Annotated in this window: 23 protein-coding genes and 1 tRNA gene; 7 read left to right on the plus strand and 17 right to left on the minus strand. The window is 32.9% G+C overall.

Annotated elements, in window-relative coordinates:
- Positions 1–290: 290 nt before the first annotated feature.
- Positions 291–767, minus strand: a complete 477-nt coding sequence (locus QLS31_RS03430) for a helix-turn-helix transcriptional regulator (protein WP_282742611.1) — start codon at positions 765–767, stop codon at positions 291–293.
- Between the two features lie 311 nt (positions 768–1,078).
- Here QLS31_RS03430 and QLS31_RS03435 point away from each other — a divergent pair, with 311 nt between their 5' ends.
- From QLS31_RS03435 to QLS31_RS03450, 4 genes are all read left to right on the plus strand, one after another.
- Complete coding sequence (locus QLS31_RS03435; protein WP_282742613.1) at positions 1,079–2,233, plus strand: M14 metallopeptidase family protein; 1,155 nt, start codon at positions 1,079–1,081, stop codon at positions 2,231–2,233.
- A gap of 76 nt (positions 2,234–2,309) precedes the next feature.
- Complete coding sequence (locus tag QLS31_RS03440) at positions 2,310–2,789, plus strand: winged helix-turn-helix transcriptional regulator (protein WP_072943262.1); 480 nt, start codon at positions 2,310–2,312, stop codon at positions 2,787–2,789.
- 96 nt (positions 2,790–2,885) lie between these two features.
- Positions 2,886–5,471 carry a phosphoenolpyruvate carboxylase gene (locus QLS31_RS03445; RefSeq protein WP_282742615.1) on the plus strand — a complete coding sequence of 862 codons (2,586 nt, stop codon included), beginning with the start codon at positions 2,886–2,888 and terminating at the stop codon, positions 5,469–5,471.
- Positions 5,472–5,481: 10 nt separating this feature from the next.
- Entirely contained in the window at positions 5,482–5,997 is a 516-nt protein-coding gene (locus QLS31_RS03450; RefSeq protein ID WP_121343307.1) for a DinB family protein, read from the plus strand.
- A gap of 1 nt (position 5,998) precedes the next feature.
- Here the strand turns inward: QLS31_RS03450 and QLS31_RS03455 are convergent, their stop codons facing one another.
- The 6 genes from QLS31_RS03455 to aroB form a co-directional block, all read right to left on the minus strand.
- Positions 5,999–6,475, minus strand: a complete 477-nt coding sequence (locus QLS31_RS03455) for a DNA-deoxyinosine glycosylase (protein WP_282713041.1) — start codon at positions 6,473–6,475, stop codon at positions 5,999–6,001.
- Between the two features lie 8 nt (positions 6,476–6,483).
- Positions 6,484–8,595, minus strand: a complete 2,112-nt coding sequence (gene recQ / locus QLS31_RS03460) for a DNA helicase RecQ (RefSeq protein WP_282742618.1) — start codon at positions 8,593–8,595, stop codon at positions 6,484–6,486.
- 87 nt (positions 8,596–8,682) lie between these two features.
- Positions 8,683–9,090 (minus strand): DNA primase, encoded by a 408-nt coding sequence (locus QLS31_RS03465; RefSeq protein WP_121342003.1) that lies wholly within the window; start codon positions 9,088–9,090, stop codon positions 8,683–8,685.
- 9 nt (positions 9,091–9,099) lie between these two features.
- Positions 9,100–10,071 carry a deoxyhypusine synthase family protein gene (locus QLS31_RS03470; RefSeq protein ID WP_099715600.1) on the minus strand — a complete coding sequence of 324 codons (972 nt, stop codon included), beginning with the start codon at positions 10,069–10,071 and terminating at the stop codon, positions 9,100–9,102.
- Positions 10,072–10,164: 93 nt separating this feature from the next.
- Positions 10,165–11,568, minus strand: coding sequence for an arginine decarboxylase (locus QLS31_RS03475; RefSeq protein ID WP_282742621.1), 1,404 nt, complete (start codon positions 11,566–11,568; stop codon positions 10,165–10,167).
- A 286-nt stretch (positions 11,569–11,854) separates the two neighbouring features.
- A complete protein-coding gene (gene aroB, locus QLS31_RS03480) occupies positions 11,855–12,922 on the minus strand; it encodes a 3-dehydroquinate synthase (protein ID WP_282742623.1) in 1,068 nt (355 codons plus the stop codon).
- A gap of 92 nt (positions 12,923–13,014) precedes the next feature.
- Between aroB and QLS31_RS03485 the strand changes: the two genes are divergently transcribed.
- Complete coding sequence (locus QLS31_RS03485; protein WP_282742625.1) at positions 13,015–14,184, plus strand: proline dehydrogenase family protein; 1,170 nt, start codon at positions 13,015–13,017, stop codon at positions 14,182–14,184.
- Positions 14,185–14,290: 106 nt separating this feature from the next.
- Here the strand turns inward: QLS31_RS03485 and QLS31_RS03490 are convergent, their stop codons facing one another.
- Positions 14,291–16,078, minus strand: a complete 1,788-nt coding sequence (locus QLS31_RS03490) for an ABC transporter transmembrane domain-containing protein (protein ID WP_282713034.1) — start codon at positions 16,076–16,078, stop codon at positions 14,291–14,293.
- Between the two features lie 211 nt (positions 16,079–16,289).
- Here QLS31_RS03490 and QLS31_RS03495 point away from each other — a divergent pair.
- Positions 16,290–16,364 (plus strand) — tRNA-Val (locus QLS31_RS03495).
- A 143-nt stretch (positions 16,365–16,507) separates the two neighbouring features.
- Here the strand turns inward: QLS31_RS03495 and QLS31_RS03500 are convergent.
- The 3 genes from QLS31_RS03500 to QLS31_RS03510 form a co-directional block, all read right to left on the minus strand.
- Positions 16,508–18,016: an amidohydrolase family protein gene (locus QLS31_RS03500; RefSeq protein ID WP_282742627.1), complete on the minus strand. Its 1,509-nt coding sequence runs from the start codon at positions 18,014–18,016 to the stop codon at positions 16,508–16,510.
- 105 nt (positions 18,017–18,121) lie between these two features.
- Complete coding sequence (locus QLS31_RS03505; protein ID WP_282742630.1) at positions 18,122–18,862, minus strand: LytTR family DNA-binding domain-containing protein; 741 nt, start codon at positions 18,860–18,862, stop codon at positions 18,122–18,124.
- 90 nt (positions 18,863–18,952) lie between these two features.
- Positions 18,953–20,410 carry an NAD(P)/FAD-dependent oxidoreductase gene (locus QLS31_RS03510; RefSeq protein WP_282742631.1) on the minus strand — a complete coding sequence of 486 codons (1,458 nt, stop codon included), beginning with the start codon at positions 20,408–20,410 and terminating at the stop codon, positions 18,953–18,955.
- A gap of 386 nt (positions 20,411–20,796) precedes the next feature.
- On the opposite strand from QLS31_RS03510, the gene QLS31_RS03515 reads away from it, so the two are divergent.
- Positions 20,797–21,234 (plus strand): PepSY-like domain-containing protein, encoded by a 438-nt coding sequence (locus tag QLS31_RS03515; RefSeq protein WP_282742633.1) that lies wholly within the window; start codon positions 20,797–20,799, stop codon positions 21,232–21,234.
- A 95-nt stretch (positions 21,235–21,329) separates the two neighbouring features.
- Here the strand turns inward: QLS31_RS03515 and QLS31_RS03520 are convergent, their stop codons facing one another.
- From QLS31_RS03520 to QLS31_RS03545, 6 genes are all read right to left on the minus strand, one after another.
- Positions 21,330–21,620 carry a hypothetical protein gene (locus QLS31_RS03520; protein ID WP_282742635.1) on the minus strand — a complete coding sequence of 97 codons (291 nt, stop codon included), beginning with the start codon at positions 21,618–21,620 and terminating at the stop codon, positions 21,330–21,332.
- A gap of 238 nt (positions 21,621–21,858) precedes the next feature.
- On the minus strand, positions 21,859–22,791 hold the full coding sequence (locus tag QLS31_RS03525; protein ID WP_282742636.1) for a transglutaminase: 933 nt from the start codon (positions 22,789–22,791) through the stop codon (positions 21,859–21,861).
- Between the two features lie 21 nt (positions 22,792–22,812).
- On the minus strand, positions 22,813–23,664 hold the full coding sequence (locus tag QLS31_RS03530; protein WP_282742638.1) for a substrate-binding domain-containing protein: 852 nt from the start codon (positions 23,662–23,664) through the stop codon (positions 22,813–22,815).
- The gene (locus QLS31_RS03535; protein ID WP_282742640.1) at positions 23,664–24,191 is read right to left on the minus strand and encodes a GNAT family N-acetyltransferase; all 528 of its coding nucleotides are present in this window, start codon (positions 24,189–24,191) and stop codon (positions 23,664–23,666) included. Before QLS31_RS03535 ends, QLS31_RS03530 begins: the two co-directional genes overlap by 1 nt.
- Before the next feature lie 114 nt (positions 24,192–24,305).
- The gene (locus QLS31_RS03540; protein ID WP_282742642.1) at positions 24,306–25,430 is read right to left on the minus strand and encodes an SDR family oxidoreductase; all 1,125 of its coding nucleotides are present in this window, start codon (positions 25,428–25,430) and stop codon (positions 24,306–24,308) included.
- 94 nt (positions 25,431–25,524) lie between these two features.
- Positions 25,525–26,394 (minus strand): nucleoside phosphorylase, encoded by an 870-nt coding sequence (locus QLS31_RS03545; protein ID WP_282742644.1) that lies wholly within the window; start codon positions 26,392–26,394, stop codon positions 25,525–25,527.
- Between the last annotated feature and the right edge of the window lie 58 nt (positions 26,395–26,452).

Here is a 26,452-nt window from a genome sequence, read left to right on the forward strand (position 1 = left end):
TAAAAAAAGTTGGAGTTACCGTACAACATATGTGGGAGCAATATATTGCTGTAAACCCTGATGGCTATAGGAGCTCACAATTTGGCCATCATTTATATTCTAAAAATGATTCACACGAAAAGTTTATTTGTTAGCTCCGCTTTTTTGATGTTGCTTTTCGCTTCGCGCGATAATATGTAAGAGTTGAAGCTAGTGGAATTTCAGTTTTTTGTTTTTAGAAAATAAAATTACAATTTAGTTTTTTTTTTTTGAATGACCCCAATTTGGAAATCTGAATTGGGGTTATTTTTTTAATCGGGGATATAACTTTTAAAAGTTCCATTTTTATAAAAAATTACGATTTTATCAATTTCATCAGAATGCGATTCTTTGGAGCTATTTTGATTTTCTATTTTTTTTGTTTCCAATGCAGGAATTGGATTTGGAATTTTTATTTCCGAAAATAAATTCTCCGGAATTATTTCAGTAAGCGAAGGAGTAGCAATATTTTGTTTTACAATTTGCTCAACGCTGTTTTCTTTTTTATCAAACTGTTCTGAATTTTTCGGAAAGTTTCCTTTTCCATTCAAAATCCAATACAAATCCACATCGGGGAAAACCTCCAATATTTTAAGTATAAAATCCAAGCTGGGTTTGTTTCTTCCTGAAAGTAGGTGAGACAAACTGGAACGCTGTACGCCAATTTTATCAGCAAAAGAAGAAGCATTCAAACTGTAGTAATCCAGTATAATTTCTAATCTTTTTATAAAATCCTCTATGTTTACCATTGTAAATTAATATTAAAAATTAACTATTTACAAATGTAATCAAAATAGATTGAAACACCAAAATTACAAGTGTAAATAGCATTTATTAGATTAAATTATGTAAAGTTTAAAATGATATAAATTAATATAACTATTTGATAAATAAGTATATAATTTATATTCTAAAAATAGATAACAATTGTCAATTATAGGAACTAGGTCTACTACGGCTAAACGCTAAATACTGTTTACATCATTGAAATATGTGAATTATAAATAGTTTACAAATGTAAATATAAAGATGTTTACTTTTGTAAATCAAATAAAACAGCATGAATTTAGAACAGTTATTCAGTCAATATAAAGAAGAATCTATTCGAGGTCGTTACATTACTTTAGATTCGATTGAGCCATTATTACAAAAATTAAACACCAATAATCAACTAAGTATTATTGGTAAATCAGTTCTTGGAAAATCTATTTATTCGTATGAAATCGGAGCAGGTAAAACAAGAATTTTTCTTTGGTCACAAATGCATGGAAATGAAAGTACAACTACAAAAGCGTTGTTTGACTTTTTAAATGTATTGCATAGTGGTTCAGAATTGGCTCAAAAATTACTAAATACATTTACTTTTTGCAGTATTCCAATGTTGAATCCGGATGGGGCAACATTATATACAAGGGAGAATGCTAATAAAATAGATTTAAATCGCGATTCGCAAGATCTCACACAGCCAGAAAGCAAGCTTTTAAGAGAGACTTTCGAGACTTTTAAGCCGGATTATTGCTTTAATCTTCATGATCAGCGTACTATTTTTGGCGTAAGCGATACGGGTAAACCTGCTACATTGTCATTTTTGGCACCTTCTTATAATGAAGAACGAGAAATAAACGAGTCTAGATTGAAAGCTATCAATTTGATTGCGAGTATAAATGAAGAACTTCAGGAATATTTACCAAATCAAATTGGTCGTTTTGATGATTCGTTTAATATAAACTGTATTGGAGATACGTTTCAGTACTTAGGAGTGCCTACTTTATTGTTTGAAGCCGGACATTTTGCAAATGATTATGAAAGAGAAGAAACGCGTAAATATGTTTTTATGGCGCTAATTTCGAGTTTTACGGCACTTTGCGAAAACGTTATAGTTAGCAACGGAATTAATAAATATTTGAATATTCCTCAAAATAAAGTCGTTTTTTATGATTTTATGTATAAAAACATCAAAATAAATTATGATGGTATCGAAATAATCACCAATTTTGCATCACAATACAAAGAGGAGTTAATTGAAAATCGGGTTTGTTTTAATGCCTATGTTTCACAAATAGGGGATTTAGAAAATTATTTTGGTCATTTTGAATACGATGCTAAAGGAGCTTTATATAAAGATGATTTTGATAATATTCCTAAATTGAATCAAAAAGCTGATTTTTATTTAGATAATAACATAAAAGTTGTTAACGGAATGATAAAAATATAATATTTATGTCTTTTTGTTGTTTTTATGTATATTTTTATACTTTGTTATAGCAATTAATAATATTAATTTAAGAATTATGAGTAAATTTCGTTTAGATGAAGTAGATCACCAGATTTTAGATATGTTGATAGACAATACAAGAGTCCCTTTTACGGATATTGCAAAAAAATTATTGATTTCTGCAGGAACTGTTCATGTCAGAGTTAAAAAAATGGAGGATGCCGGAATTATCATGGGATCTTCATTGGTTCTGGATTATGATAAATTAGGATATTCTTTTATCGCTTATGTTGGTGTTTTTCTAAACAATACCTCTCAAACAAAATTTGTTTTAGAGCGGATTAATGAGATTCCTTTTGTGACAGTAGCTTCTGTTACTACAGGGAAATTCAATATCTTTTGTAAAATTAGAGCTAAAGATACTAAGCATGCAAAGGACGTTATCTTTATGATTGATGATATTGACGGTGTTTACAGAACTGAAACTATGATCTCACTTGAGGAAAGCATAAATGATAAGAAGCGCTTGATGCATACTATTTTTAAAAATATGTAATTAATCTTGAATACGCTATATTATAAATATAACCTCAAGTTAATTCTTGGGGTTTTTTTATGACAAATTAACTAACTAAACCAACTACAACTGATTATGTACACGCTACCAAAAATTGAACGTTTCAATCAGGACGTTCTTTCTAAATACCACATTTATAATAGTGTTTTTATAACATTGCCCTTTGATTCTATTGATAGTACAGGGGTTTTACTGCCTTTATTTACAGATGTTTGTGAAATCGGTTTCAAAAAACAGGAAACACCTAAGGAAATTGTAGATTTTTTTGCCAAAAGATATTTGCAAAGCGCTTCAGAGACAGAGAAAATTGATTTAATGTTTCGTTTTATTCAATATATCGAGCGTCAAATTGTATTGTTTGATGCCATTGAGGACGCTGCTTTTCCGCTTGTTAATAACATGGAAGGAAGAGGTTCGTTGAGAGATATCAAGGAAAAGTCAGATGCAAAAGACAAGAAAGAAGAATTGATTGATTTTCTGGAAGATTTCAATGTGAGAACCGTTTTGACTGCGCATCCTACGCAATTTTATCCTGGTGCTGTTCTTGGGATTATCAATGATTTGACAGAAGCTATTCGAAAAAACAACTTACTGGATATTAAGCAATTGTTGGCTCAATTAGGTAAAACACCTTTTATTCAAAACGAAAAACCAAATCCTTTTGATGAAGCAGTTAGTTTAATCTGGTATCTTGAAAATGTATTTTATCAAACTTCTGGAGAGATGGTGCATTACCTTCAAAAGAATATATATAATGGTGACTCCATAAAAAATCCATTGATTAAACTTGGATTTTGGCCAGGTGGTGATCGTGATGGAAATCCTTTTGTGACAACGGAGATAACTTTGAAAGTGGCGGAACGTTTGCGAACGTCTATTTTAAAGTGCTATTACATAGAAATGAGAAATTTAAAAAGAAAATTAACTTTCTCAGGTGTAGACACTTTGGTGACCGAATTGGAACAAAAACTTTACAGGTCTGTTTTTTATTCTAAAGGTGAAATTTTTATCACTTTGAATGAATTTAAATCGCAATTGAATAAAATAAAACAAATTGTTATAGACCAACACCAGTCTTTATATCTGGATGAATTAGATGCGCTTTTGATAAAAGTTAATCTGTTTGGTTTTCACTTTGCGTCTTTAGATATTCGTCAAAACAGTAAAATACACGATACCGTTTTTAAAGACGTAGTAGGATTATATTCAAATTCGAATACATTAGTTTTTCCTAAAAATTATTATGAGCTTTCTGAAGAAGAGAAATTTTCTGTATTGTCTAAGGTTAAAGGTAATCTTGACCCGATAGTATTTGAAAATGAGATGACAAGATCTACTATTGAGTCGATTCAAGCCATAAAAACGATTCAAGAAAACAATGGGGAATTTGGTGCAAACCGTTATATAATAAGTAATAACGAAAGTGCGCTTAATGTGATGGAGACTTTTGCATTATTCCGTTTGAGTAATTGGGAAAATCCATCCGTTGATATTATTCCGCTTTTTGAATCTGTTGATGATTTACAAAACGCGCATGAAATCATGGAGAAATTATATACGAATCCTGCTTATGCGAAACATTTGACCAATAGAAACAACAAGCAAACAATCATGCTTGGTTTTTCTGATGGGACAAAAGACGGAGGGTATTTAATGGCGAATTGGAGTATTTACAAGGCAAAAGAGGAGCTTACTGCAATCTCTAGAAAATATGGCATAAAAGCAATTTTCTTTGATGGCCGTGGTGGACCGCCAGCTCGTGGTGGTGGAAAAACACATAAATTCTATGCTTCATTAGGTCCAAACATTGAAAATAACGAGATTCAGGTTACGGTACAAGGACAAACGATTAGTTCTAATTTTGGGACTTTAGATTCTTGTCGTTATAACTTGGAAAATTTGTTAAGCGCCGGTGTTACCAATCAGGTCTTTAGTAAAGGACAAAATGAGTTGACTGTTAATGAAAAAGATATTTTAGATCAATTAGCAGGTTTAGGATATGAAAAGTATTTGAGTTTTAAAAACCATCCTAAATTCATTCCGTATTTAGAGCAAATGAGTACGCTGAAATATTATGCTAAAACAAATATTGGAAGCCGCCCATCCAAAAGAAGTAAATCGGAGCATTTAGATTTTGCTGATTTACGTGCGATTCCTTTTGTAGGTTCTTGGAGTCAGTTGAAGCAAAATGTACCCGGATTTTTTGGAGTAGGTACTGCTTTAAAGCATTTTGAAGACACGGATCAATGGAATAAAGTTCAAGATTTATATGATAATTCTTTGTTCTTTAAAACCTTGTTAGAAAACAGTATGATGTCATTGGCAAAATCATTTTTTCCATTAACGGCTTACATGAAAAAAGATCCTCAATTTGGTGCTTTTTGGCAAATAATTTATGACGAATTTTTAGAAACAAAAAGATTACTTTTGAAAATTGCCGGTCACAAAGAGCTTATGGAAAATTACCCTGATGGTAAAGCATCAATACAAATAAGAGAGCGTATAGTATTGCCATTGTTGACAATACAACAATATGCATTACTTCGTATAAATGAATTAAACAAAGAGGATAAGCCAGATGAAGCTTTAATAAAAGTATACGAAAAAATCGTTACCCGTTCTCTTTTTGGAAACACAAATGCCAGTAGAAATTCAGCTTAATTATAAAAAAATGAAAACAGATCAATTGCCTGTAAACGAGTATTCAAGTTTTAATGCAACTTATATTCAAGCTGCCGGAAATGTTGAAATGATTGAAGAATTAGAAATTTCTCTTCACGATTTTATTCGTTTTGTACAAAATATTCCGATGGATAAATTTGATTATAGATATGCCGAAGGAAAATGGACAATCAAAGATATTATTCAGCACATCATAGACACAGAGCGCATTTTTGCCTATAGAGCATTGCGAATTTCCAGAAATGATGAAACGCCTTTACCGGGTTTTGATGAGAATCATTATGTAGATAATACGGACGCTAATAGTAGAAATATTCAGGATTTATTAGCAGAATTCTCAGCGGTTAGACATGCTAATTTATTTCTTTTTAAAAGCTTTTCAGAAGAGCAAATGAAAAGAACCGGAACAGCTTCTAATACAGTTGTCTCAGTTCGAGCAATTGCTTTTATAATTATAGGTCATTTAAAACACCATCAAAAAGTTTTTCAAGAAAGATATTTATAATTTATTCGAAGCAAGTTGACCAAATTTTCAGCTTGTTTTCAAATGACATGGTATTAGCAGGACTAGTGGAAGGCATCACATAATACGTGATGCCTTCTATTTGTCCAAATTTTTTCAGAAAGTATTTATGACTTTCTTTTCCGTTAAAAATGATTTTAGTGATTCCTGGGAATTCTCTAAACAAGGTTTCAAAATCATTTTCCTTTTGATTTTTGATATGAATGTCCAAACTTCCTTTTCTTTCGCAATTTTCTAAAACATCCCAAAGTCCTATTTTATTCGCTTGGATTAACTGTATTTTTTCCTCGAATTTTTCAGATATTGGTAAATTATGTAATAACGTGTACATTATTTTCCAAAAATGATTTCTTTGATGTGCATAATATTCCTGCTTTTCCAGAGAGGCGATTCCAGGCATTGTTCCCAAAATCAAAATTTCGGTTTGAGAATTTACAAAAGGAGGAAAGGATTGTATCATATTAAAATTTAAAGTGCTGTATTTTCTTTTTCTAATATTGCTAATGCCAAACGGATTTTTCCATAATCTATTTTTTCTTCTAAATAATCAAAATAGGGTTTTAAGGCATTTGGTGATTCCAGTTTTATTTGTGCTTCAGCAATTTGAGAAACTTCTTCTTTTGAGATAAACGGATTCAAATCTATATCAGCTCCGTCAACATAAAGTTTCGCTAAATGCGACATAATCGTACTTAAACCTAATTTTCTTTTTTGGGCAATTTCCTCGACTGACAATCCACTTTTATAAAGTTCTAATGTTTCTTTATAAGTTGTGGCTTCTTTCTTTTTTCTGACAACTTTAGATTTTTGAAAATCAATAATTGCTTTGATAAAAGCATCACCATATTTTTCCAGTTTTACTCTACCAACGCCATCAATTGCTAACAATTCGGTATCACTCATAGGTCTTTCGGTTTCCATTTGGCGTAAAGCCGCATCGCTAAAAATTACATAAGCAGGAACTTCTTCTTCTTTGGAAATCTCATAACGTAATTTTCGTAAGGTTTCAAAAAGTGAATTTGCAACCGATTTACTTTTCGTTTCTTTGACTTCGTGCTTCTCAATGTTGATTTTCTGAACCGTGGTCAGTTGTACTTTTTCACCTTCAAACAATACTTTTTTGGCAAGAGCCGTTAATCTGATTTTGTTTTGTTTATGAAAAGCAATTTCGCAATAGCCCAGATTGATGAGTTGGATTAGATATTGATTCCAATCAAACCACGAAAGATCAACTCCAACGCCGTATGTTTTTAGATTTTGATACAGTTTTTCGTAGATATAGGCATTTTTTGAACCACGCAGAAAGTCAATGATTACAGGTAAAGGTTCCGTTTCCTGCAAACGAATAATTGCCGATAATGCTTTTTGAGCAATCACCGTTCCATCAAAAAACAGCGGCGGATTTTTGCAAATATCACAATTTCCGCAATTTTCAGTAATGAGTTCCCCAAAATAGGAAAGCAATATCTTTCTGCGACAACTTAAAGCATCTGCATATTGTTTCATTCGCTCCAGTTTAGCCAGTTGCACTTCGGCATTTAAGCCTTCGGAGGCAAATTTCTGCAATTGAATCACATCGCCATAACTCTCAAACAATACTGTTTCTGATGGCAAACCATCTCGACCGGCTCGACCGATTTCCTGGTAATAGCCTTCGATATTTTTAGGCAAATTATAATGAATTACCCAACGAACGTTTGATTTGTCAATTCCCATTCCAAAAGCAATGGTTGCACAAACCACTTTACAATCATCGTTGATAAATTCGTCTTGTGTTTTAGAGCGAATTTTAGTGTCTAAACCAGCATGATAGGCTTTGGCACTAATACCAATTTTTTGTAGTTTATCTGCAAGTTCTTCTGTTGTTTTTCTGCTTAAGCAGTAAATAATTCCAGATTCATTTGGTTTTTCTTGAATGAAATCTATAATTTGTTTGACTCTGTCTAAAGCGGGACGCACTTCTAAACTTAAATTTTTTCGATCAAAAGAAGCTACAAATAATCTAGGGTTTTTTAAATTTAATTGTTCGCTAATGTCTTTGCGTGTAGCTTTATCGGCTGTGGCAGTTAAAGCTAAAATTGGAGTGGAAGGGAAGCGGTTTTTTAGATATCCTAAATTAGTATACGCTGGTCGAAAATCGTGTCCCCAAGACGAAATACAATGCGCTTCGTCAATTGCAATAAGGCTTATGCTTAAACTGTTGAAGATAGAATCCAGAAAAGATAAACTTTCGGGAGCAATGTAAACTAACTTAATTACGTTAGATTTTAAACGTTCCAAATAAAACTGTCGTTCCTCTTCGGTTTGGCTGCTGTTGATGTAACAGGCTTCAATTCCGTTTGCTTTCAAGCCATCTACTTGATCTTTCATCAAAGCAATTAACGGAGAAATTACGATTGTAATTCCAGCAAAAATCAGAGCTGGCAATTGAAAGCAAATTGATTTTCCACCACCAGTCGGCATTATTGCTAATGTATCCTGACCGGAAAGAATACAATTTATAATGTCTTCTTGATTGGGTCTGAATTTTTCAAAACCAAAGTTCTCTTTCAGTTTGGCGTGTAAAATTTCATGGGTCATTGTGGCGTGTATTTAGAGGTCTAAAGTAATAAAAAAAGGAACTCGTGTTGAGTTCCTTTATAAATGTATTTTTAAAAATGAGATTAATTAATCCTCATCTTCTTCGTCATCATCTTCATCTGAAAAGTCTTTTTCGTCTGAATCGTCATCGTCGTCATCATCTCCTGAATCAGAATCTGGTTTATCGATAGCGTCTTCATCATCGTCATCATCAATATCGTCATCTAAATCTAAACCTTTGATTGGTTCAACAACATCGTCTATGATTATTTCATCATCTTCATCATAATTTTCAATTCTATCAGCAAGTTTAGTGCTCACTTTTACTAAATAAATAGTGTCTTCAGTTCGTACTTCAACTGCTTCAACTAATTCATTTTTAGCGTTTCTAAAACTAATAATGTTTGAATCATCATAACCATCTGGAAATTTGTCCACCAATAGGTTTAAAATCTCATTGGTAAGTTTTGCGTAATCAACAATTACTCTTTTCATAAAAATATTCTATAAGTCTAATAAATAAGCGAAAATTAAAGGTGCTACAATGGTAGCATCGGACTCAATAATAAACTTTGGAGTTTTAATGTCTAATTTACCCCAAGTAATTTTTTCATTTGGCACCGCTCCAGAATACGAGCCATAACTAGTCGTTGAATCTGAAATCTGACAGAAATAACTCCAAAACGGAATATCATGCATTTCCATATCTTGGTATAACATTGGCACCACACATATTGGAAAATCTCCAGCTATACCACCACCAATTTGAAAGAAACCTACGCCGTTTGTACTGTTTTTTGGATACCAGTCTGATAAGAAAACCATATATTCGATACCGGATTTCATTGTAGAAGCTTTTAAATCTCCCTTAATTACATACGATGCAAATATATTTCCCATGGTACTGTCTTCCCAACCCGGTACAATAATAGGCAAATTTTTCTCAGCAGCTGCATACATCCAACTGTCTTTTAAGTCAATTTCGTAATATTCTTCAAGAACACCTGAAAGTAACATTTTGTACATAAATTCATGCGGAAAGTATCTTTCACCTTTATCATCAGCATCTTTCCAGATCTTGTAAATATGCTTTTGCAAACGACGGAATGCTTCGTGCTCCGGTATACAAGTATCTGTAACACGATTTAAACCTCTTTCCAGTAAATCCCATTCGTCTTGAGGAGTCAAATCACGATAATTAGGCACTCTTTCGTAGTGAGAATGCGCTACTAAATTCATGATATCTTCTTCAAGATTTGCACCAGTACAAGAAATAATTTGCACTTTGTCCTGACGAATTATTTCGGAAAAAATCTTTCCAATCTCTGCTGTACTCATAGCTCCAGCCATGCTCACCATCATTTTTGCACCATTGGCTAATTGTTGTTCGTAAGCCTTAGCTGCGTCAACTAAAGATGCAGAATTAAAATGCAAATAATGCTTTTCAATAAACTGACTGATTGGTCCTTTGCTCATTTTTTAAAATTTAAATACTTAAAAATCACTATGTTAAAAATGCTATTTCAAATTTAACGAATTTTTAAATTGACTAATTGAATTATTGTGAATTTATTTTTCCTTATCGTACCCTAATATTTTCAAGACGTCTTCAGAGGTTTGTTGCTCTGAGAAAACCTCAGTTGCCAAAAATCCGTTTTCGTCTCTGTCTATCAATATGTGTTTAGGCTGTGGAATCAAACAGTGATGTAAACCGCCATAACCTCCAATTGTTTCCTGATAGGCTCCAGTATTAAAGAATCCAATATATAATGGTTTTTCTTTATTGTATTTTGGTAAATAGATGGCATTCATGTTTTGTTCTGAGTTGTAATAATCATCACTGTCACAAGTCATTCCTCCCAATAATACCCTTTCGTATGTATCATTCCAGCGATTGACTGCCAGCATGATAAAACGTTTGTTGATTGCCCAAGTATCCGGTAAAGTAGTGATGAAAGATGAATCAATCATGTTCCACTTTTCTCTGTCATTTTGTTGTTTTTGATATAAAATCTGGTAAATAGCTCCACCACTTTCACCTACAGTATACGAACCAAATTCAGTGAAAATATTTGGAACATCTACTTCGGCTTCGTCACAAGCTATTTTAATCTGATTGATGATTTCGTCAATCATATATTGATAATCATACTCAAATGCCAATGAGTTTTTTATTGGAAAACCACCACCAATATTTAATCCGTCAAGAGTAGGGCATTCTTTTTTTAATGCTACGTAAACCTTGATACATTTTACTAATTCATTCCAGTAATAGGCATTGTCATTGATACCAGTATTGATAAAAAAGTGCAACATTTTCAGTTCCAATTTCTTATTTTCTTTGATTTCCTTTTTGTAAAATGGAACAATGTTTTTGTATCCAATTCCCAATCTGGAAGTATAAAACTCAAATTTTGGCTCTTCTTCTGCAGCAATTCTAATTCCAATCTTGAATTTGTTTTTTATCTGACCTTGAAGTAAATCAAGTTCTTCATAATTGTCAATAATTGGAATTGTATTTTTATGACCAGTATTAATAAGTCGCGCTATATTCTCAATATATTGGTCTCTTTTGAAACCATTACAAATTACATACGTGCTTTTATTGATTTTTCCGTTTGCCAATAAATTCTCAACAATATTAATGTCGAAAGCAGACGATGTTTCAATATGGATGTTATTCTTGAAAGCCTCATTCATAATGTATTCAAAATGAGAGCTTTTAGTACAATAGCAATAATAATATTTTGCCTCATACTTATTTTTTTCCATTGATTTACGAAACCAGCTTTTGGCTTTGTTGATATTATTGGAAATTTGAGGTAAATAAGTAAATTTTAAAGGCGTACCATATTTTTCTACTAGTTTCATCAAATCAATATTGTGAAACTGAAGATTATCTTTGTTTAAAGTAAATTCTTCTTGAGGAAAGTAATAGGTTTGATTGATTAAATCAGAATATTTTGTATTCATTATATTTTAGAATTATAGATTAAAATAGTGTGTATAATTTAATCTAAAATTCAAACTCTGATATTTGCATAAACAATCTGAAGCTTCTCGTTTTCTGCCTTCATGTATTGGAAAATATCAAAACTAAAGTTTCCTTTAATAGAATAAAACCGTTTCAATATTCTTAGAAAAGACATATTGTTTCGGGTTTTATTAGAACTATAATTTCGCTTGTTTTGACTTTTTTTCATCGATGCAAATGTAAAAAATATTATATACGCAATGCAATCCTTTTTATAAAAAATAATTAAGATTTATAATCTTGAAACGCTTCAAGAATTAATTCATTTTCAACAGATTGATTGATTTTTATTTTTCCGATACCTTCTATTAAAGCAAACTGTATGTTTCCATACTCGTTTTTTTTGTCGTGTATGAGTAATTCCATGATAGGTTCGATGTCATTTTCATCAAAAATAATGTCGTCATATATAGACTTTATGCTTGATTTTATCTGAAAATACTCTTCTTGACTGATGAGTTTTTTATGTAATGAAATGTAACTTTCCAATATCATCCCAACGGCAATAGCTTCTCCGTGCAATAAAGTGGTTTTATTTTTATTTTCCAGAAAATAACTTTCAATGGCATGACCTAAAGTATGACCAAAATTCAATGATTTTCGAATGTTTTTCTCAGTAGGATCTTGAATTACAATTTCATTCTTTATTTCGACAGAACGGTAAATTAATGCATCAAAATCAGCAAAATCTATAGATTTTAAATCTAAAAATTGTTCCCAATATTCCTTATCATATATTAAACCATGTTTTAGCATTTCGGCAAGACCGGAACGCATTTCGTTTTGTGGTACTGTTTCAAGATATTGGGTATCGATAAGCACCATTATTGGAACATTAATAACACCAATTTGGTTTTTTAAATTTCCTAAATCAACCCCATTTTTTCCACCTACAGAAGCATCAACCATGGATAGTAGCGTGGTAGGAATATGAATAAAATCAATTCCTCGCTTGAATGTTGAAGCAACAAATCCGCCTAAATCAGTAACAACACCGCCACCCAGATTAATTATAAGACTTTTTCTGTCAGCACCAAGTTCCGTTAATACATTCCAAATTTGGACGCAAGTCTCAATATTTTTATTCTCTTCACCGGCATCAAATTCAATGATTTCAATTGTAAGATCGGTTTCTAAAAAAGGGAGAAATTTTGGTATGCAAAATTCATTCGTATTACTGTCTACAATAATAAAAAGTTTGGAATACTTATTTTCTGTTAAATGAAGGTTTAAGGCTTCATATCCTTTTTCGTTGAAATGAATCGGATAACTGTTGGCTTGAATTGATTGCATCTGTATTGATTAATTGGAACCGCAAAATAAGGCAATTTTTGCTAAATAATATTCAAAACTCTGTCTATATTTGTACAAAAATTTAACAAATAATGGAAAAAATATTCAATAATACGCAAGTTGCCTTTTCATTAAAAAGTGATACGGAACTTGATAGAGCTTATTTTCTTTTCAAAATGATTGATAATCAACCTCTAGTTCGAATAGGAACTGCGGTTACAAATTTTGCCCTAAAAGCGAATCTTCCTGTGGAAGGTTTAATACGTGCTACGGTTTTTGACCATTTTTGTGGCGGAGTAAACGAAGTGGACTGTCTTTCGGTGGTTGATAAAATGTACACTAAAGGAGTTTCATCTGTTTTGGATTATTCTGTAGAAGGAAAAGAGGAAGAAGATCAGTTTGATGCTGCACTTGAAATGACTTTAAAAACCATTGAATTTGCCAAAGAACGTCAAGCAATTCCTTTTGCAGTTTTTAAACCAACCGGTTTTGGTCGTTTTGAATTGTATGAGAAATTGGGCGAAAAACAAACGTTAACTCCAGAAGAGCAAGCGGAATGGAATAGAGTAGTGGCTCGTTTTGATTTGGTTTGTAAAGATGCTCATGCAAAAAATGTTGCCTTACTTATTGATGGTGAAGAAAGTTGGATGCAAGATGCGGCGGATGATTTAGTGACCGAAATGATGCGCAAATACAATAAAGAAAAAGCCATTGTTTTCAACACGTTGCAAATGTATCGCTGGGATCGTTTGGATTACCTGAAAAAATTACACGAGCAAGCCAAAAAAGAGGGATTCTTCATTGGTATGAAATTAGTTCGTGGTGCTTACATGGAAAAAGAAATTGCACGTGCAGAAGAAAAAGGATATCCATCGCCAATATGCGCTTCAAAAGAAGCTACCGATGAAAATTACGACGCTGCAGTTCGCTATATGATTGAGCACTTAGATATGATGTCAATTTTTGCAGGAACCCACAATGAGTTAAGTACGTATACTCTAATGGAATTGATGCAGCAAAAAGAGATTAAAACAAACGATGATAGAATTTGGTTTGGTCAATTGTATGGAATGAGTGATAATATCAGCTACAATTTGGCCGCTCATGGCTATAATGTTGCTAAATACCTGCCTTTTGGTCCTGTAAAAGATGTGATGCCGTACTTGATTCGTCGTGCTGAAGAAAATACTTCGGTAGCGGGACAAACGAGTCGTGAATTGACATTAATAAAAGCAGAACGTAACAGAAGAAAAGGGAAGTAAAGTTCTCAGTGTTCAGTTTTTAGTATTCGGTTATATTAAAATCTATAAAAAAACTCCATTCAGTTTTATTGAATGGAGTTTTTTTATGCCAAATGAATAATAAAATTTAAGAATTGCTAAATTGTAAATTGCTTAAATTTTTATAGATACCATTTTCTAAAGCAATTAATTCTTGATGCGTTCCTTGTTCGGTAATTTTTCCTTTATCCAAAACCAAAATTTGATCGGCACTTCGAATTGTTGAAAGACGGTGCGCAATTATGATACTGGTTCTTCCTTCCATTAAAATTTCCAATGCTTCTTGAACTAGTTTTTCACTTTCACTGTCTAATGATGATGTGGCTTCATCCAGAATCAAAATACTTGGGTTTTTCAATAAAGCTCTGGCAATTGCAATACGTTGCCTTTGTCCTCCGGAAAGTTTAATTCCTCTTTCTCCCACAATAGTTTCAAATTTTTCAGGAAAACTTTCGATAAAATTATATGCATTTGCTTGTTTTGCAGCTGTAAGAATTTCTTCTTCGGTTGCATTTGGTTTACCGTACGCAATATTTTCTCTGATGGTTCCTCCAAATAGAATAACATCTTGCGGTACAATACTCATGTTTCCGCGAAGGTTTTCTAAATCAAAATCATAAATATTTTTTCCGTCAACTAATATTTCTCCTTCATCAATATTATAAAAACGTAATAATAGGGAAGCAATAGTTGATTTTCCCGTTCCACTTGGACCTACAATAGCAATTTTTTGGCCAAAATTGGCAGTAAAACTGACGTCTTTCAATACTTTAATTTCTTTTCTGGAATGGTAACTGAACGCTACATTGTTGAACGTAACATTACCTTTTATTTTCTGGGTTTCAGCAGCCTCTTGAACTGAATTAATTTTTTCAGGAGTTTCATCCAATAATTCAAACACTCTTTCCGTGGCACCAATCGCTTTTTGGATTTGGGCATAAAGTTCAGCGATTCCTCCAAAAGAAGCTCCTACAAATGTAGAATACAATACGAAAGAAATCAATTGTCCCACGCTCATTTCGCCGCTGATGCTCAATCGAACACCAAACCAAACTACGGCTACAATAGCTCCAAAAAGACAAAAAATAATGAATGAAGCAAAGTATCCTCGGTATTTTCCACCTTTGATAGCTAATTTTACAACTTCTTTAATTTTACCATTATAGCGGGCAATTTCATACCATTCATTGGCGAAAGCCTTAACAATACTGATTCCTTGCATGGTTTCTTCAACAATTACCTGGCTTTCGGCAACTTGATCTTGTACTTTTTTAGAATATTTCCTGATAAATCGTCCAAAAATAACGGCAGCAACAGCCACAAGCGGAACTACTGATAACATCAACAATGTCAATTTGATGCTTTCATTTGCCAATAAAAGAACACCTCCAATGATTAGAATAAATTGTCTTAAGAATTCGGCAATTGTAGATGTTAAAGTGTCTTGTATTTGTGTTATATCAGAACTGATTCTACTGTTTAATTCTCCAACACGCTTTTGCGAGAAGAAAGACATGGGTAGTTTTACCAAATTACTGTAAAGCGATAATCTAAGATTAGCTAAGGTGTTTTCAGTAAAATTGACAAATAAATACAATCTGAAAAACGAAAATATAGATTGAAGAAATAAGATTATTATTAAACCTCCCGCAATCATGTTTGCTTGATCGTTATCCTTATTTTTCACACAATCGATAAGCATTCCCATTAATTTTGGAAAAGCTAAAGCAGTAGCACCGGTAAATAATAAAAAAATTAAACCTACATAAAATTTCCAACGATGATTTCCAGCATATTGAAATATTAGAATTGCTTTATTGAGTGAACTTGCAGTTATTTTTGATTTTGGTAAATCATTTTCTTTGAACCTTGCCATTATGTATTGTTTATGTCACAAATGTAAGACTATAACGAATCAATACAAAAAAATAGTAGTGTTTCATGCGAAACATAAAGTACTATGATAGAGCGTGAAAGCAAATAGGCTCAATATTTTATTTATTTTTTTTACAGTTTTGCTTGCAGATACGATTTCTAGCTGTATATTTGCACTCGCAATAAAGAAATGAAAATGACTGCATTGTTTAGGGCGATTAGCTCAGCTGGTTCAGAGCACCTCGTTTACACCGAGGGGGTCGGGGGTTCGAACCCCTCATCGCCCACAAATAGTTACAAACCTCCAAAGTCATTTGATTTTGGAGGTTTTTTTTTGGTTCGAAAATTACTTCAATATTTTTCTAATATTTGTCAGCACCTAAAATTGATTGCGATTAAATATTCGAAGACCTTTAGGATACCTATTTTTTCAATTTAAGTATTCGTCAATTTTTATATTTCGGATTTCATTATTTGCGTCTTCTATGGCTTTTAAAATAGTTTTGATTTGGATTTTATCAATCGAATATTTATCAAAAAATACATATTCAATAGTTTTTGTGTTTTTAATATTTTCTAATGGATTTTTTGCCAGTAGCACTAAATCTGAAGCATATCCGATTTTAATTTTGCCTGTATTGCTTTTCATCCAACTACTTGGTGCAACGGTTGCCGAATAGAGTGCTTGTGAATTAGTCATTCCAGACTTAGATAAAGATTCTAATTCATCATGAAGTGAAAATCCAGGGACAACAGTTGCTACATTGGCATCAGTTCCAGCCATAATTATGACTCTATTATCAACAAGTGCTTTTGTCATAATGTGAATAGCTTCGGTATAAGTTTTCCAATAAACTAATGATAATTTTTTTGCCTCAAGTTCATCTTTACCATCATATTCATATCCGTTTTTGCCGGGCAACCAGCCCAATTTGTAAAGTGGTGTTCCTTCAATAATTTTAGGGTTGGCATATTTTAATTCTACTTCTTTAAGTTTAGCCTTTAAGTTAAATCGTTGGTTTGAGAAACTCTCACATAACCAAACAGTTGAAGTAACATTAATATTGTTTTCTTTTAGTTTTTTTGCAATTTGGTCTGAACGCGTTTTTAAAAATCTAAGATATTCTTGAGGGTTTTTAGATATTGACTTTCCAAATTCATCGATAGTTTTAACGGTTATTTCTTCAATGTGAGCAATCTCTTTTTGACCTGATTTATAAAAGGTTTCTAAATTTACTAAAGGGATGTGTCCAATAACAGGAATATGGCTCGCTTTGGCAACCTCAATTGTAGTTTTAAACATTTCAGGACTAACAAAACCGTACATTTTAATCGCATCATAGCCTTGTTCTTTTATTCTCTTTATCTCTTTTTGCGCTTCATTTTTAGTCAAATAATTAATGGACTGTCTAGTCCAACTATAATAATAACCGGTTAATCCACTTTCACTGTATATGGGTGGAGATGCGATAAACATTCGTGGCCCAATGCCATTTTTTTGTATTTCTTTTCTCCAATTTAAAGCTATTGGTCTTCCTGCCATTTCCCTAACATAAGTCACACCATTGGCTAAATATAAAAATAAATCATTCTTACTTTCTTTTAGATGAACATGAGAATCTATGAGTCCTGGAATCAAATATTTATTGGTACCATCAATAATGGCAGAAGTACTATCTATAAGTTGATTTTTGCCTAAACGAATTATTTTGCCATTTTCAATAATTACATCTTGATTTTTAATGAAATGACTACAATCTTCGGAGAGGATATTGACGTTTTTTATTTGAATTATTTTGGATGGCTTTACAATTGAAGAAATAGCAATAACGTCAGTTGACTTACCTAAAACCTCATTCAATTCATTATCGGCCCATATAAAAATGCCGATAAAAATGGCTAACACTACGATTGCCCCGTACAGTAATCTCTTTTTCATAAATTAGTTTATTTTGATTTGAGAGGCAAAAATAAACGCAAGAACACCCAGATTTAGCGTGTAAAAAGAGATTAGGTATGAAATAGGCGATTTTAGGTACGAAAATTATAAGTACAATAAGTGCTCTTTGTAATTTTTGGAAACAGGCAGTTCAATTTGGGTGAGTGAAATGGTATCCTGATTTTTCCAAGCCTTAAAATGTGTTGGATTTATTAAATGGGAACGATGGATTTGAACTAGGAAATCGAAATCACTCTGAATTTTTTTAAGGCTACTGCGAATTAATTTTATTTTTAGCTGACTCTCCTCTATAAAGAAAATCTCGACATAATTTTGCGAATTTGAAACACAGACTAAGTCCTGTTTTTTTATTTTCAAAATATCTAATTTATTCTCTCCCCTAATTGAGATGTAATCATCCTTTATAGGAATTAGCTTAACTGAATATCCTCTGGCTAAAATTAGAATCGGAGTTGAAATCAAAGCTGATTTAAGTATTATTATTCGTGAAAATTCAAAAAAATCATATCCTCCATTCAGAACGGGACTTTTGTAATAGCTATAGGTAATTACTAAAAAAAGCAGCTGAAAAAAGATAAGGATGATTATTTCAAAACCAACATTCCATTTTGAAACTTTTTGATATATCATTTTTTGAATTACAGCAAGTAATCCGTAGCATAGAAATGCAATTCCGCTAAACCCAACACTTATAAGAAGCCACATTTTAGAACTTATCGTTCCATCGTCAAATGGTTTTATAAAAAAGGCGAAAATGAAAAGCCAAATACTAATGAAGATTCCTATCAATAAATGATGTTTAATCGAAGGGTTTAATTTTTTCATTTAATAAAAAATGACTTTTATATTGTGATATTTATTTTTTTAATTCGTCTAAACTTACAATATATACTTGATCTTAGCAAGTCGATTATGCTATGCGTCCTTTTTCTTCAAAATCCGTCCTCTAGGCTCATCACCCTCATGAAGCACAATATCGGAATGTAGGAACTGTGCGGCAGCTGCAGAGTCATTCACTTTTGTAGCACTGCGTGCTAACATTTCTGACTCAAACTCCGTTAATACACTTTTCCTCAGTCCGACTTTTCGCCATTGAGAAAAAGGTCTGCATCCTCTTGAGATGATGCGAGCCAACGATAGTGCATCCAGCAGCGCTTGATTTGCACCCTGTCCTTTAAATGGACTCATAGGGTGAGCCGCATCTCCAATCAGGGTTACTTGCTGTCCTTTTGCTAACAATTCTGAGTCGAGTAATTCTCGGTCATACACTGGATAACCAGAAATCTGAGCTTCCAGGGTTGCCGCTAAAATCTGAGGAATAGGGCTGTGCCACAGAGTTCTACGACAGGCTTCTTCCTTGAGTGCTTGAGGTCCTTTAGCACTTAATGCCTTAGCCTCTTCTTCTGGCATTGGAAAACTCAATTGCCACATTACGGAGTCTGAAGTATAAGGCATGATGTAGATCCGCTCGTTGCCATTGGCAGTTTGAAATACAGTGGCCGAGTCCAGTAAAGAACTGTCAAGATTTCCGAGTGCTTTCAAAGGACAGATACCCAATATCACTATACAATCCAGATAACGTAAAGGGCTGATATCGGCACCAATTAGTAACCTCCGCACTGAACTGCGAATACCATCCGCACCAACTACAAGATCCGCTTTGGTATGCTTGATTTCCCCATTCACTTGAAAGCTTAAATCAACACCGTTACCATCACTTTCCTTATAATCTAATAACTGATGTCCCCATTGAACCGCATCCTGTCCGCCGAGTTGTTGAATTAACGCTAAGCGTAAAGATTGTCGTGCAATATGTATATTGGTACGTTTTTGAAAAGTTTTTGTATCTGACTGTATCCATTTTCTGACTCCCCATTCACCGATTATTTTCCCTGCTGCCGTATGAACCAAATGTCTGGTTGAAATTACTCCTTCTTCCAGCGAGAAAATACCCAATCCCTCAATCGCTTTACTAGCTTGCTGCAGAGTAAGCCCGTAACCCTGAGACCTGGCTTCGAAATTATTATCGCGTTCATATAAGGTAAAAGGAATTCCGCGATGCAAACAAGCCACAGCAAGAGCCACACCGCCAATACCGCCGCCAATAATGGCTAGGTGTGGATAGTTTTCTTTATCCGCTATAGTTGGACTGGAAGAACGAAGCAACCCGGATCCGGAACATTTCGGGCAGGAGTGAAGGTGGCCTTTAGGAGGAACTGGAGCCGTTCCTTCGCCATTAGTCTTTTCAAACTGGTCTAATGCTAGCTGGTGGAGTAGTCGTGCTTTCTTAGTTAGTCCTCGACTTTTCTTGCCTCTTCCTTGACATTCTGCGCACATAGTCCAGCTTACTTCTTCATTTTCCACTTTTTTCACTTCAGTATTGATTTAACTAATGCTGGTCTAATTATTAACTTCTATATAATGTAACAGCAGAAACTTACATTTTTCAGCTTTTTGCCGCTTGTGGCAGTTGCGTAAGTTTAGGATAAAAGATTTAAAGCACAAAACTACTTTTTCAAATTGAAATAGGAAGGATTTCATAGTGCTATTTTATTGAAATCTTGCAAAAAAAGGATGTAAACATGTTCACAAGGAGGACAAGACAAACTTCATTAGAAACAATGGAGTTTTTTATTTCTTAGAGTTTGGCAGATGTAAGTATTAAAAAAGTATCCTAAAAATTAAAGGTTTCTTAAATTGATTTGAATGCATTTTTACTTATCGTAAATTAGCAATACGATAACCTAAATATGGAAACCATGAAAAGGAAAATCACATTAGTCGCATTATTACTGGGTTTTGTATTATCGGCGAGCGCGCAAAAGAGAATAGAAATCACTGAATTACCAATAGCAGCTCAGGATTTCCTTCAAAAATATTTTAGCTATACATCAGTTAATATTGCCAAGAAAGATGCGGAATATGGTGAAAAAGGCTATGAAGTCAAGCTTAAAGATGGTACTGAGGTAGAATTTTGGAAAGATGGTTCTTACCGTGAGGTAGATGGTGGCAAGAAACCGATTCCAACCGCATTCATTCCCGCAACAGTCAAAGATTATGTGGCAAAAAATTATCCGAATGAAAAAATTACACATATTGATTATGGGCACAAAAACCTCGACGTTGATTTAACGAATAATATTGATTTAGAATTTACCAAAGAAGGACAAATTTTAAAAGGAAAAAAGCTAAACTAAAAAAATGGTTTGTAATTAAACTTGTTTTGAATGTATAAAACTCCATTAGAAATAACGGAGTTTTTTCATTTCTTTTAGTTTATGATTTACGCGGTTTATTCTAAATCCATCATCATTAGTTCTATTTTATTGAACAATTCACCCACGCCTAATGCCGCCCAAATAATAAAAAGACCCAATAGAATTTTTATTACAAGCGGAATTGAAAAACCAGTTATTTTCTTGAAAATTACATTTGTCGGTGGGAAATAAACGACAGAAAGTACAATGAGGAAAACTCCAAAACCTAGATCATTTCCCCAAAAAGTATTTATAATCCCGATTACCAAAACAACTATTCCAAACCCCCAACTTATTATATTCCAAACATTTGATTTATTATCCATATTTTTAATTTTTAATGTTTAAACTTTTTTTTAAAAGTACTTTGTATTTCAAAGTTAAATAAAATATTTTGTTTATTGAACTTTTTTAAAATATTATTTTTCAATTGAAGATACATTTAAGACTACTTTAAATGGCTAACATTTTAAATCTAACATGAAATAGTGTTTAATATAATTCCGTTTTGATTTTAAAAACGCGTCATTTATTTAAATATTTTTTAATGCTTTTGAAGTGTTATTAATCCAATGTCAAGGCACCTAAAATTTCTTCAGACATGAAAGGTCCTCCGGGATATTTGGCAGTATAATCAAGATTCATCCAGATTTGACCGCGCTCATCAACGTGATAATGAAGTTTTTGTTCATTGCTTTCATTGACAAATAATACATTTTTAATTAGAAAATTTACTTTTTCTAAATCAGTCAGAGAGCCAATTAGTATTTCGGGATAAATATGTCCGGTAGTATGGATTAATCGGGGAGTTCCACCGATAGACTTTATACTGGAAGCCATTAATATCGAATGATCATCACAGTCACCAGAAAAATAAAGCAGTGATTCTGTAGCTGTAGCGATATAATCTCGTGCTTTTGGATCGCTTACATAGTTCCATCTGCTGTTAATTTCCTTGAAAACAGCAAAGCATTGTATAATAGTTCTGTAATCAGAATAGCCTTTTATGTCTTTGAAATGTTTTGATGTTGCCATAATCGCAAAATTCCTGATTTTAGGATTTTGATATTCTATGGCATTGATGATTTTTGATTTATTGGGAAATGGAAGCAATTTTGCAATGATAATATCTTGTGGATATGGATTGTCTGACATTGTGTACATAATTGAATTATAATCTTCAAAAACGCTGTTAAATCCATAGTTTCCGATAGTGGAACCATAAACTAATACCAATAAATATAGAATGATACAAAAGAGAATAATTGTTCTCAAGAATCGAAGGATGATTTGAATAACAACAATCATTAAGAGAAACAAAACTACTCTGTCTATATTCAGAAACCAATTGGGATTGATTAAGTTTTGATGTACAATAATAAAGAGTGGAATAGCAATTAATATGTTCAGGATAAAAATAATAACGTCATCCCAAGGTTTTTTGACCTGAAATCGCTGTTTAATACCCTGAAAATTAATTTCTTTTATTTTTATCATAGCAAAAATAAAAACAGCAATCTAGACTGTTTTTACAATATCCTCAAAAGTACCTTTTTTATCGATAATTTTAAGTTGAAAAAGTTGATTTTGAACTTTGTTTAACATTTCTGCTGCTAATGGTTTTTGTGACCATTGCGTTAATGACAACCATTCTTGAATATCTTCAATTTTTTGATGGTAATTTGAAGCCAACGTTTTGTCAATACTTGGAATATCTTTGAATTCCTGCGTAGTTTGATTAATGACAGCAAGAATTTTTGAAATAACGGCTGGATTTTTTTCCAAAACTTCCTCACGAACCGCAATTACAAAGCAAGGCCAAGGCGTAGGACAATCAGCAATTCTGCGGAAAATACCTTTGTCTACAAGTGGTTTGGTCATGAAACGCTCCCACATAAAATAATCGGCGGTTCCATTTGTCAAAGCTTCGACAGCTCCATCAATGGTATTTATAATTTCAAACTGAAGATTATCTGTTTTCCAACCTTGATTATTAGCATTTACATACGCCATTAATTGCGAACCGGAACCTAATCTGGAAATCGCCACTTTGGTGTTTTCTAAGTCAGCCAATGTCATGTAATTTGATTTTGCTGCTACGTGAATTCCCCAAATCAAAGGACTTTCTACATAAACCTGAACTATTTTACTCGGGTTTCCGGCAACAATATCTTTTACGATTCCTTCCGTTAGGATTACGGCAATATCTGTTTCGCTATCACGAAGCATTAGACACATTTTTCCGGTTCCTTCAGGAACGTCAGTCCATTGTAAATCGATGTTTTCTTTTTCGAAATCTCCGTTTTCTATTGACAAATGCCAGGGAAGATTGAAATGTTCCGGAACACCAGCTATTTTTATTGTTTTCATTATAGGTTAGGATTTTTTAATTCGTACCAATTCCAAGAAATGCCGTCCTCCAAGTATTGTTCGGTCATTTTCAGTCCAATTTTTTGTAATATTCTGTTTGATGCGATATTGGCAGTATGCGCTGCGGCTTCCATGATTTTGATATTCATTGCATTAAAACCATAATCCAGCCAAGCAAAACTGGCTTCACTTGCATATCCTTTGCCCCAGGATTTTTCGTTTAACCGATATCCAATGTCGTAGAAATGAATTTTATTATTCACCATTTCTGTGTTGTATTTTAATCCGGCCCAACCAATTAATTCATTGGTTTCTTTCAAAACAACAACAAATCGTCCAATGTTATTTTCGATGTATTGTTCTCTGACAAGCTTGATATAGGCATGTACTTCGCTAATATCTGTCAATGGTTTGTTCCAAAGATATTCATGTACATTAGGATTGCTGTCCATTTCAAATAATGCTTCGGCATCTGAAACTAGCATTTCTCTTAAAATTAATCGGTCGGTTTCTAAAATAAGATTCATGGTTTACTAAAATTTGATGGTTCCCGATTTAGCCCTGATAGCAGTGAAAATCCTTTTCCTTTTTTCTTTGAAAAGGAAAAGATTGCAACGTATAGCGGGAAATAGCTCCTAAAATTACACATTAATATCTTTAAAGTTATTCAATCTCGCATACCGAATCATATTGGTAAATGCCTCCTGGTCCAGTTTTGGTATTTCAAGAATAGAATTCAACAAAGTGGTATCGTATTCATTGGCAGCTGTTGTAAAATAAGGGTTTAAATGTTTGCCAATACTTTCATAATACAATTTTTCGATAGTGTTTTTGTATTTGAAGTCTAACGAATTTTGTATTAAGGTAAAATTGGTATAACCAACTTCCTTCATAATTAACTGCAATCCATTTACCATATTGAAACTTTTATGATGTACAATATTAAGCTGTTCAATATCTTCTCTTTCGAATGTATTTACAATCACTTTTGCCACATAATCGACAGGAATAATGTTCAAAACGGTGTCTTCATTGACTATAAAACGCACATTTTCTTGATCTCCTTTTCGTTGGGAAGTGAAGTGAAAGAATTTAGCCAAAAGATAAAAAACCATATATTTCGAAATAAAATACTGGTTTTCGTTCCCCAACATTTTGCCTCCAATCACACTTGGGCGAAGAATTTGAAAGGGTAAGCCTATTTTTTTACATTCTTCTGCTATAAAATTTTCTGAATGGAATTTGGCATTTTCATACGCATTGCGATGTTCCGGTTTGAATCCTAAACTATGAAAATCATTGTCAATTAATCCTTTTCGGTTTCCAGATGAAAAAGCAGTTCCAATGTAAATAAACTTTTTTATAAAAGGATGAAATAGATTGAAAAGGGATTTTGTGATTTTGGTATTTTCTTCAAAAATCTTTTCGCGTTGTTCTTCATCGGTAGATAAATTCACGAATCCCGCCGAATGGATAAAATAAGCACCTTTTATTTGACTTGAAAAAGTATCTTGAATTACAGCCAAATCGGTATCAATGATTTCAATGTATTCGTGCAGTTTTGCGATGCCTTTTTCTTTTATGATTTTAGGCGTATAACTACTGGATAAGAGTTCGTTTATTCGATCTAAAGCGGAGTTTTTTCCTTTATTTCGTGCAATAATAAATAGTTTTCCATCAATTTTAGTGTTGATGAAAAGCTCTAGAATTTCATACATAATATGAGATCCCAAAACTCCTGTTGCACCTGTAAGTATTATTTTCATTATCGTTTTGTTCTAAAAACAAATGTAGTTTTAAAAAAATTAAAGAGCACTTTTTTAAAACTACAAATGGGTACGGTTTTGAAAATTAATTTCGCTATCCTAAAGCTATTTTTTCTAAAGTATACGCAATCAATTCATCAACGGCTTTGTACGGATCCTCGCTAAATGTTCCCGAAGCACGATTGGCAATGATAGCGTTCAATGACAATGCGTTATGTCCTAAAAGAGTCGAAAGTCCATAAATTGCTGCCGTTTCCATTTCTAAGTTGGTGATTTGGTTGTCATCAAATTTAAAATTATCCATTTTAGAATTTAGCGCTTCATCTTGAATATTCAAACGCAAAACGCGACCTTGAGGACCGTAAAAACCACCTGCAGTTGCGGTAATTCCTTTGTGCATTTTATTGCTTTCTATCATTTTTTCCAGTTTTTCGGAACAAGCAATTACATATGGCTTTCCTTTTCGTAAATCCCAATTGGTGTGTTTTACAAAAGCATCTTCCATTTCAAGATTAGAAACTTCGTCAATCAAATAGGAGCGTAGCATGTTATCCAATCCTAATCCAAATTTTGACATCACAAAACTATCCACAGGAATATCGGCTTGTAAAGAACCCGAAGTTCCAATACGGATGATGTTCAGTGAAGTTAAATTTTCTTTTGGCTGACGTGTTTTCAAATCAATATTGACCAAAGCATCCAGTTCGTTGATGACAATATCAATGTTGTCAGGACCAATTCCTGTTGACATTACCGTAATTCGTTTACCCTTGAAAATCCCGGTTTGGGTTTTGAATTCTCTTTTTTGTGTCGAAAATTCAATGCTGTCAAAAAACTGTGTAATTTTTTCCACACGATTTTGATCTCCTACAAAGATGATATCGTGTGCAATATGTTCTGGTTTTAAATTCAAATGGTAAACGCTACCGTCTGGATTTAATATTAATTCTGATGATTGTATCATTAATTTTTTTGTTTAAATGTTTAAGGTTTCAAGTTGCTCAACTGAATACTAATAACTG

The organism is Flavobacterium sp. XS2P24 (genome assembly GCF_030010285.1).
GTDB lineage: Bacteria > Bacteroidota > Bacteroidia > Flavobacteriales > Flavobacteriaceae > Flavobacterium > Flavobacterium algoritolerans.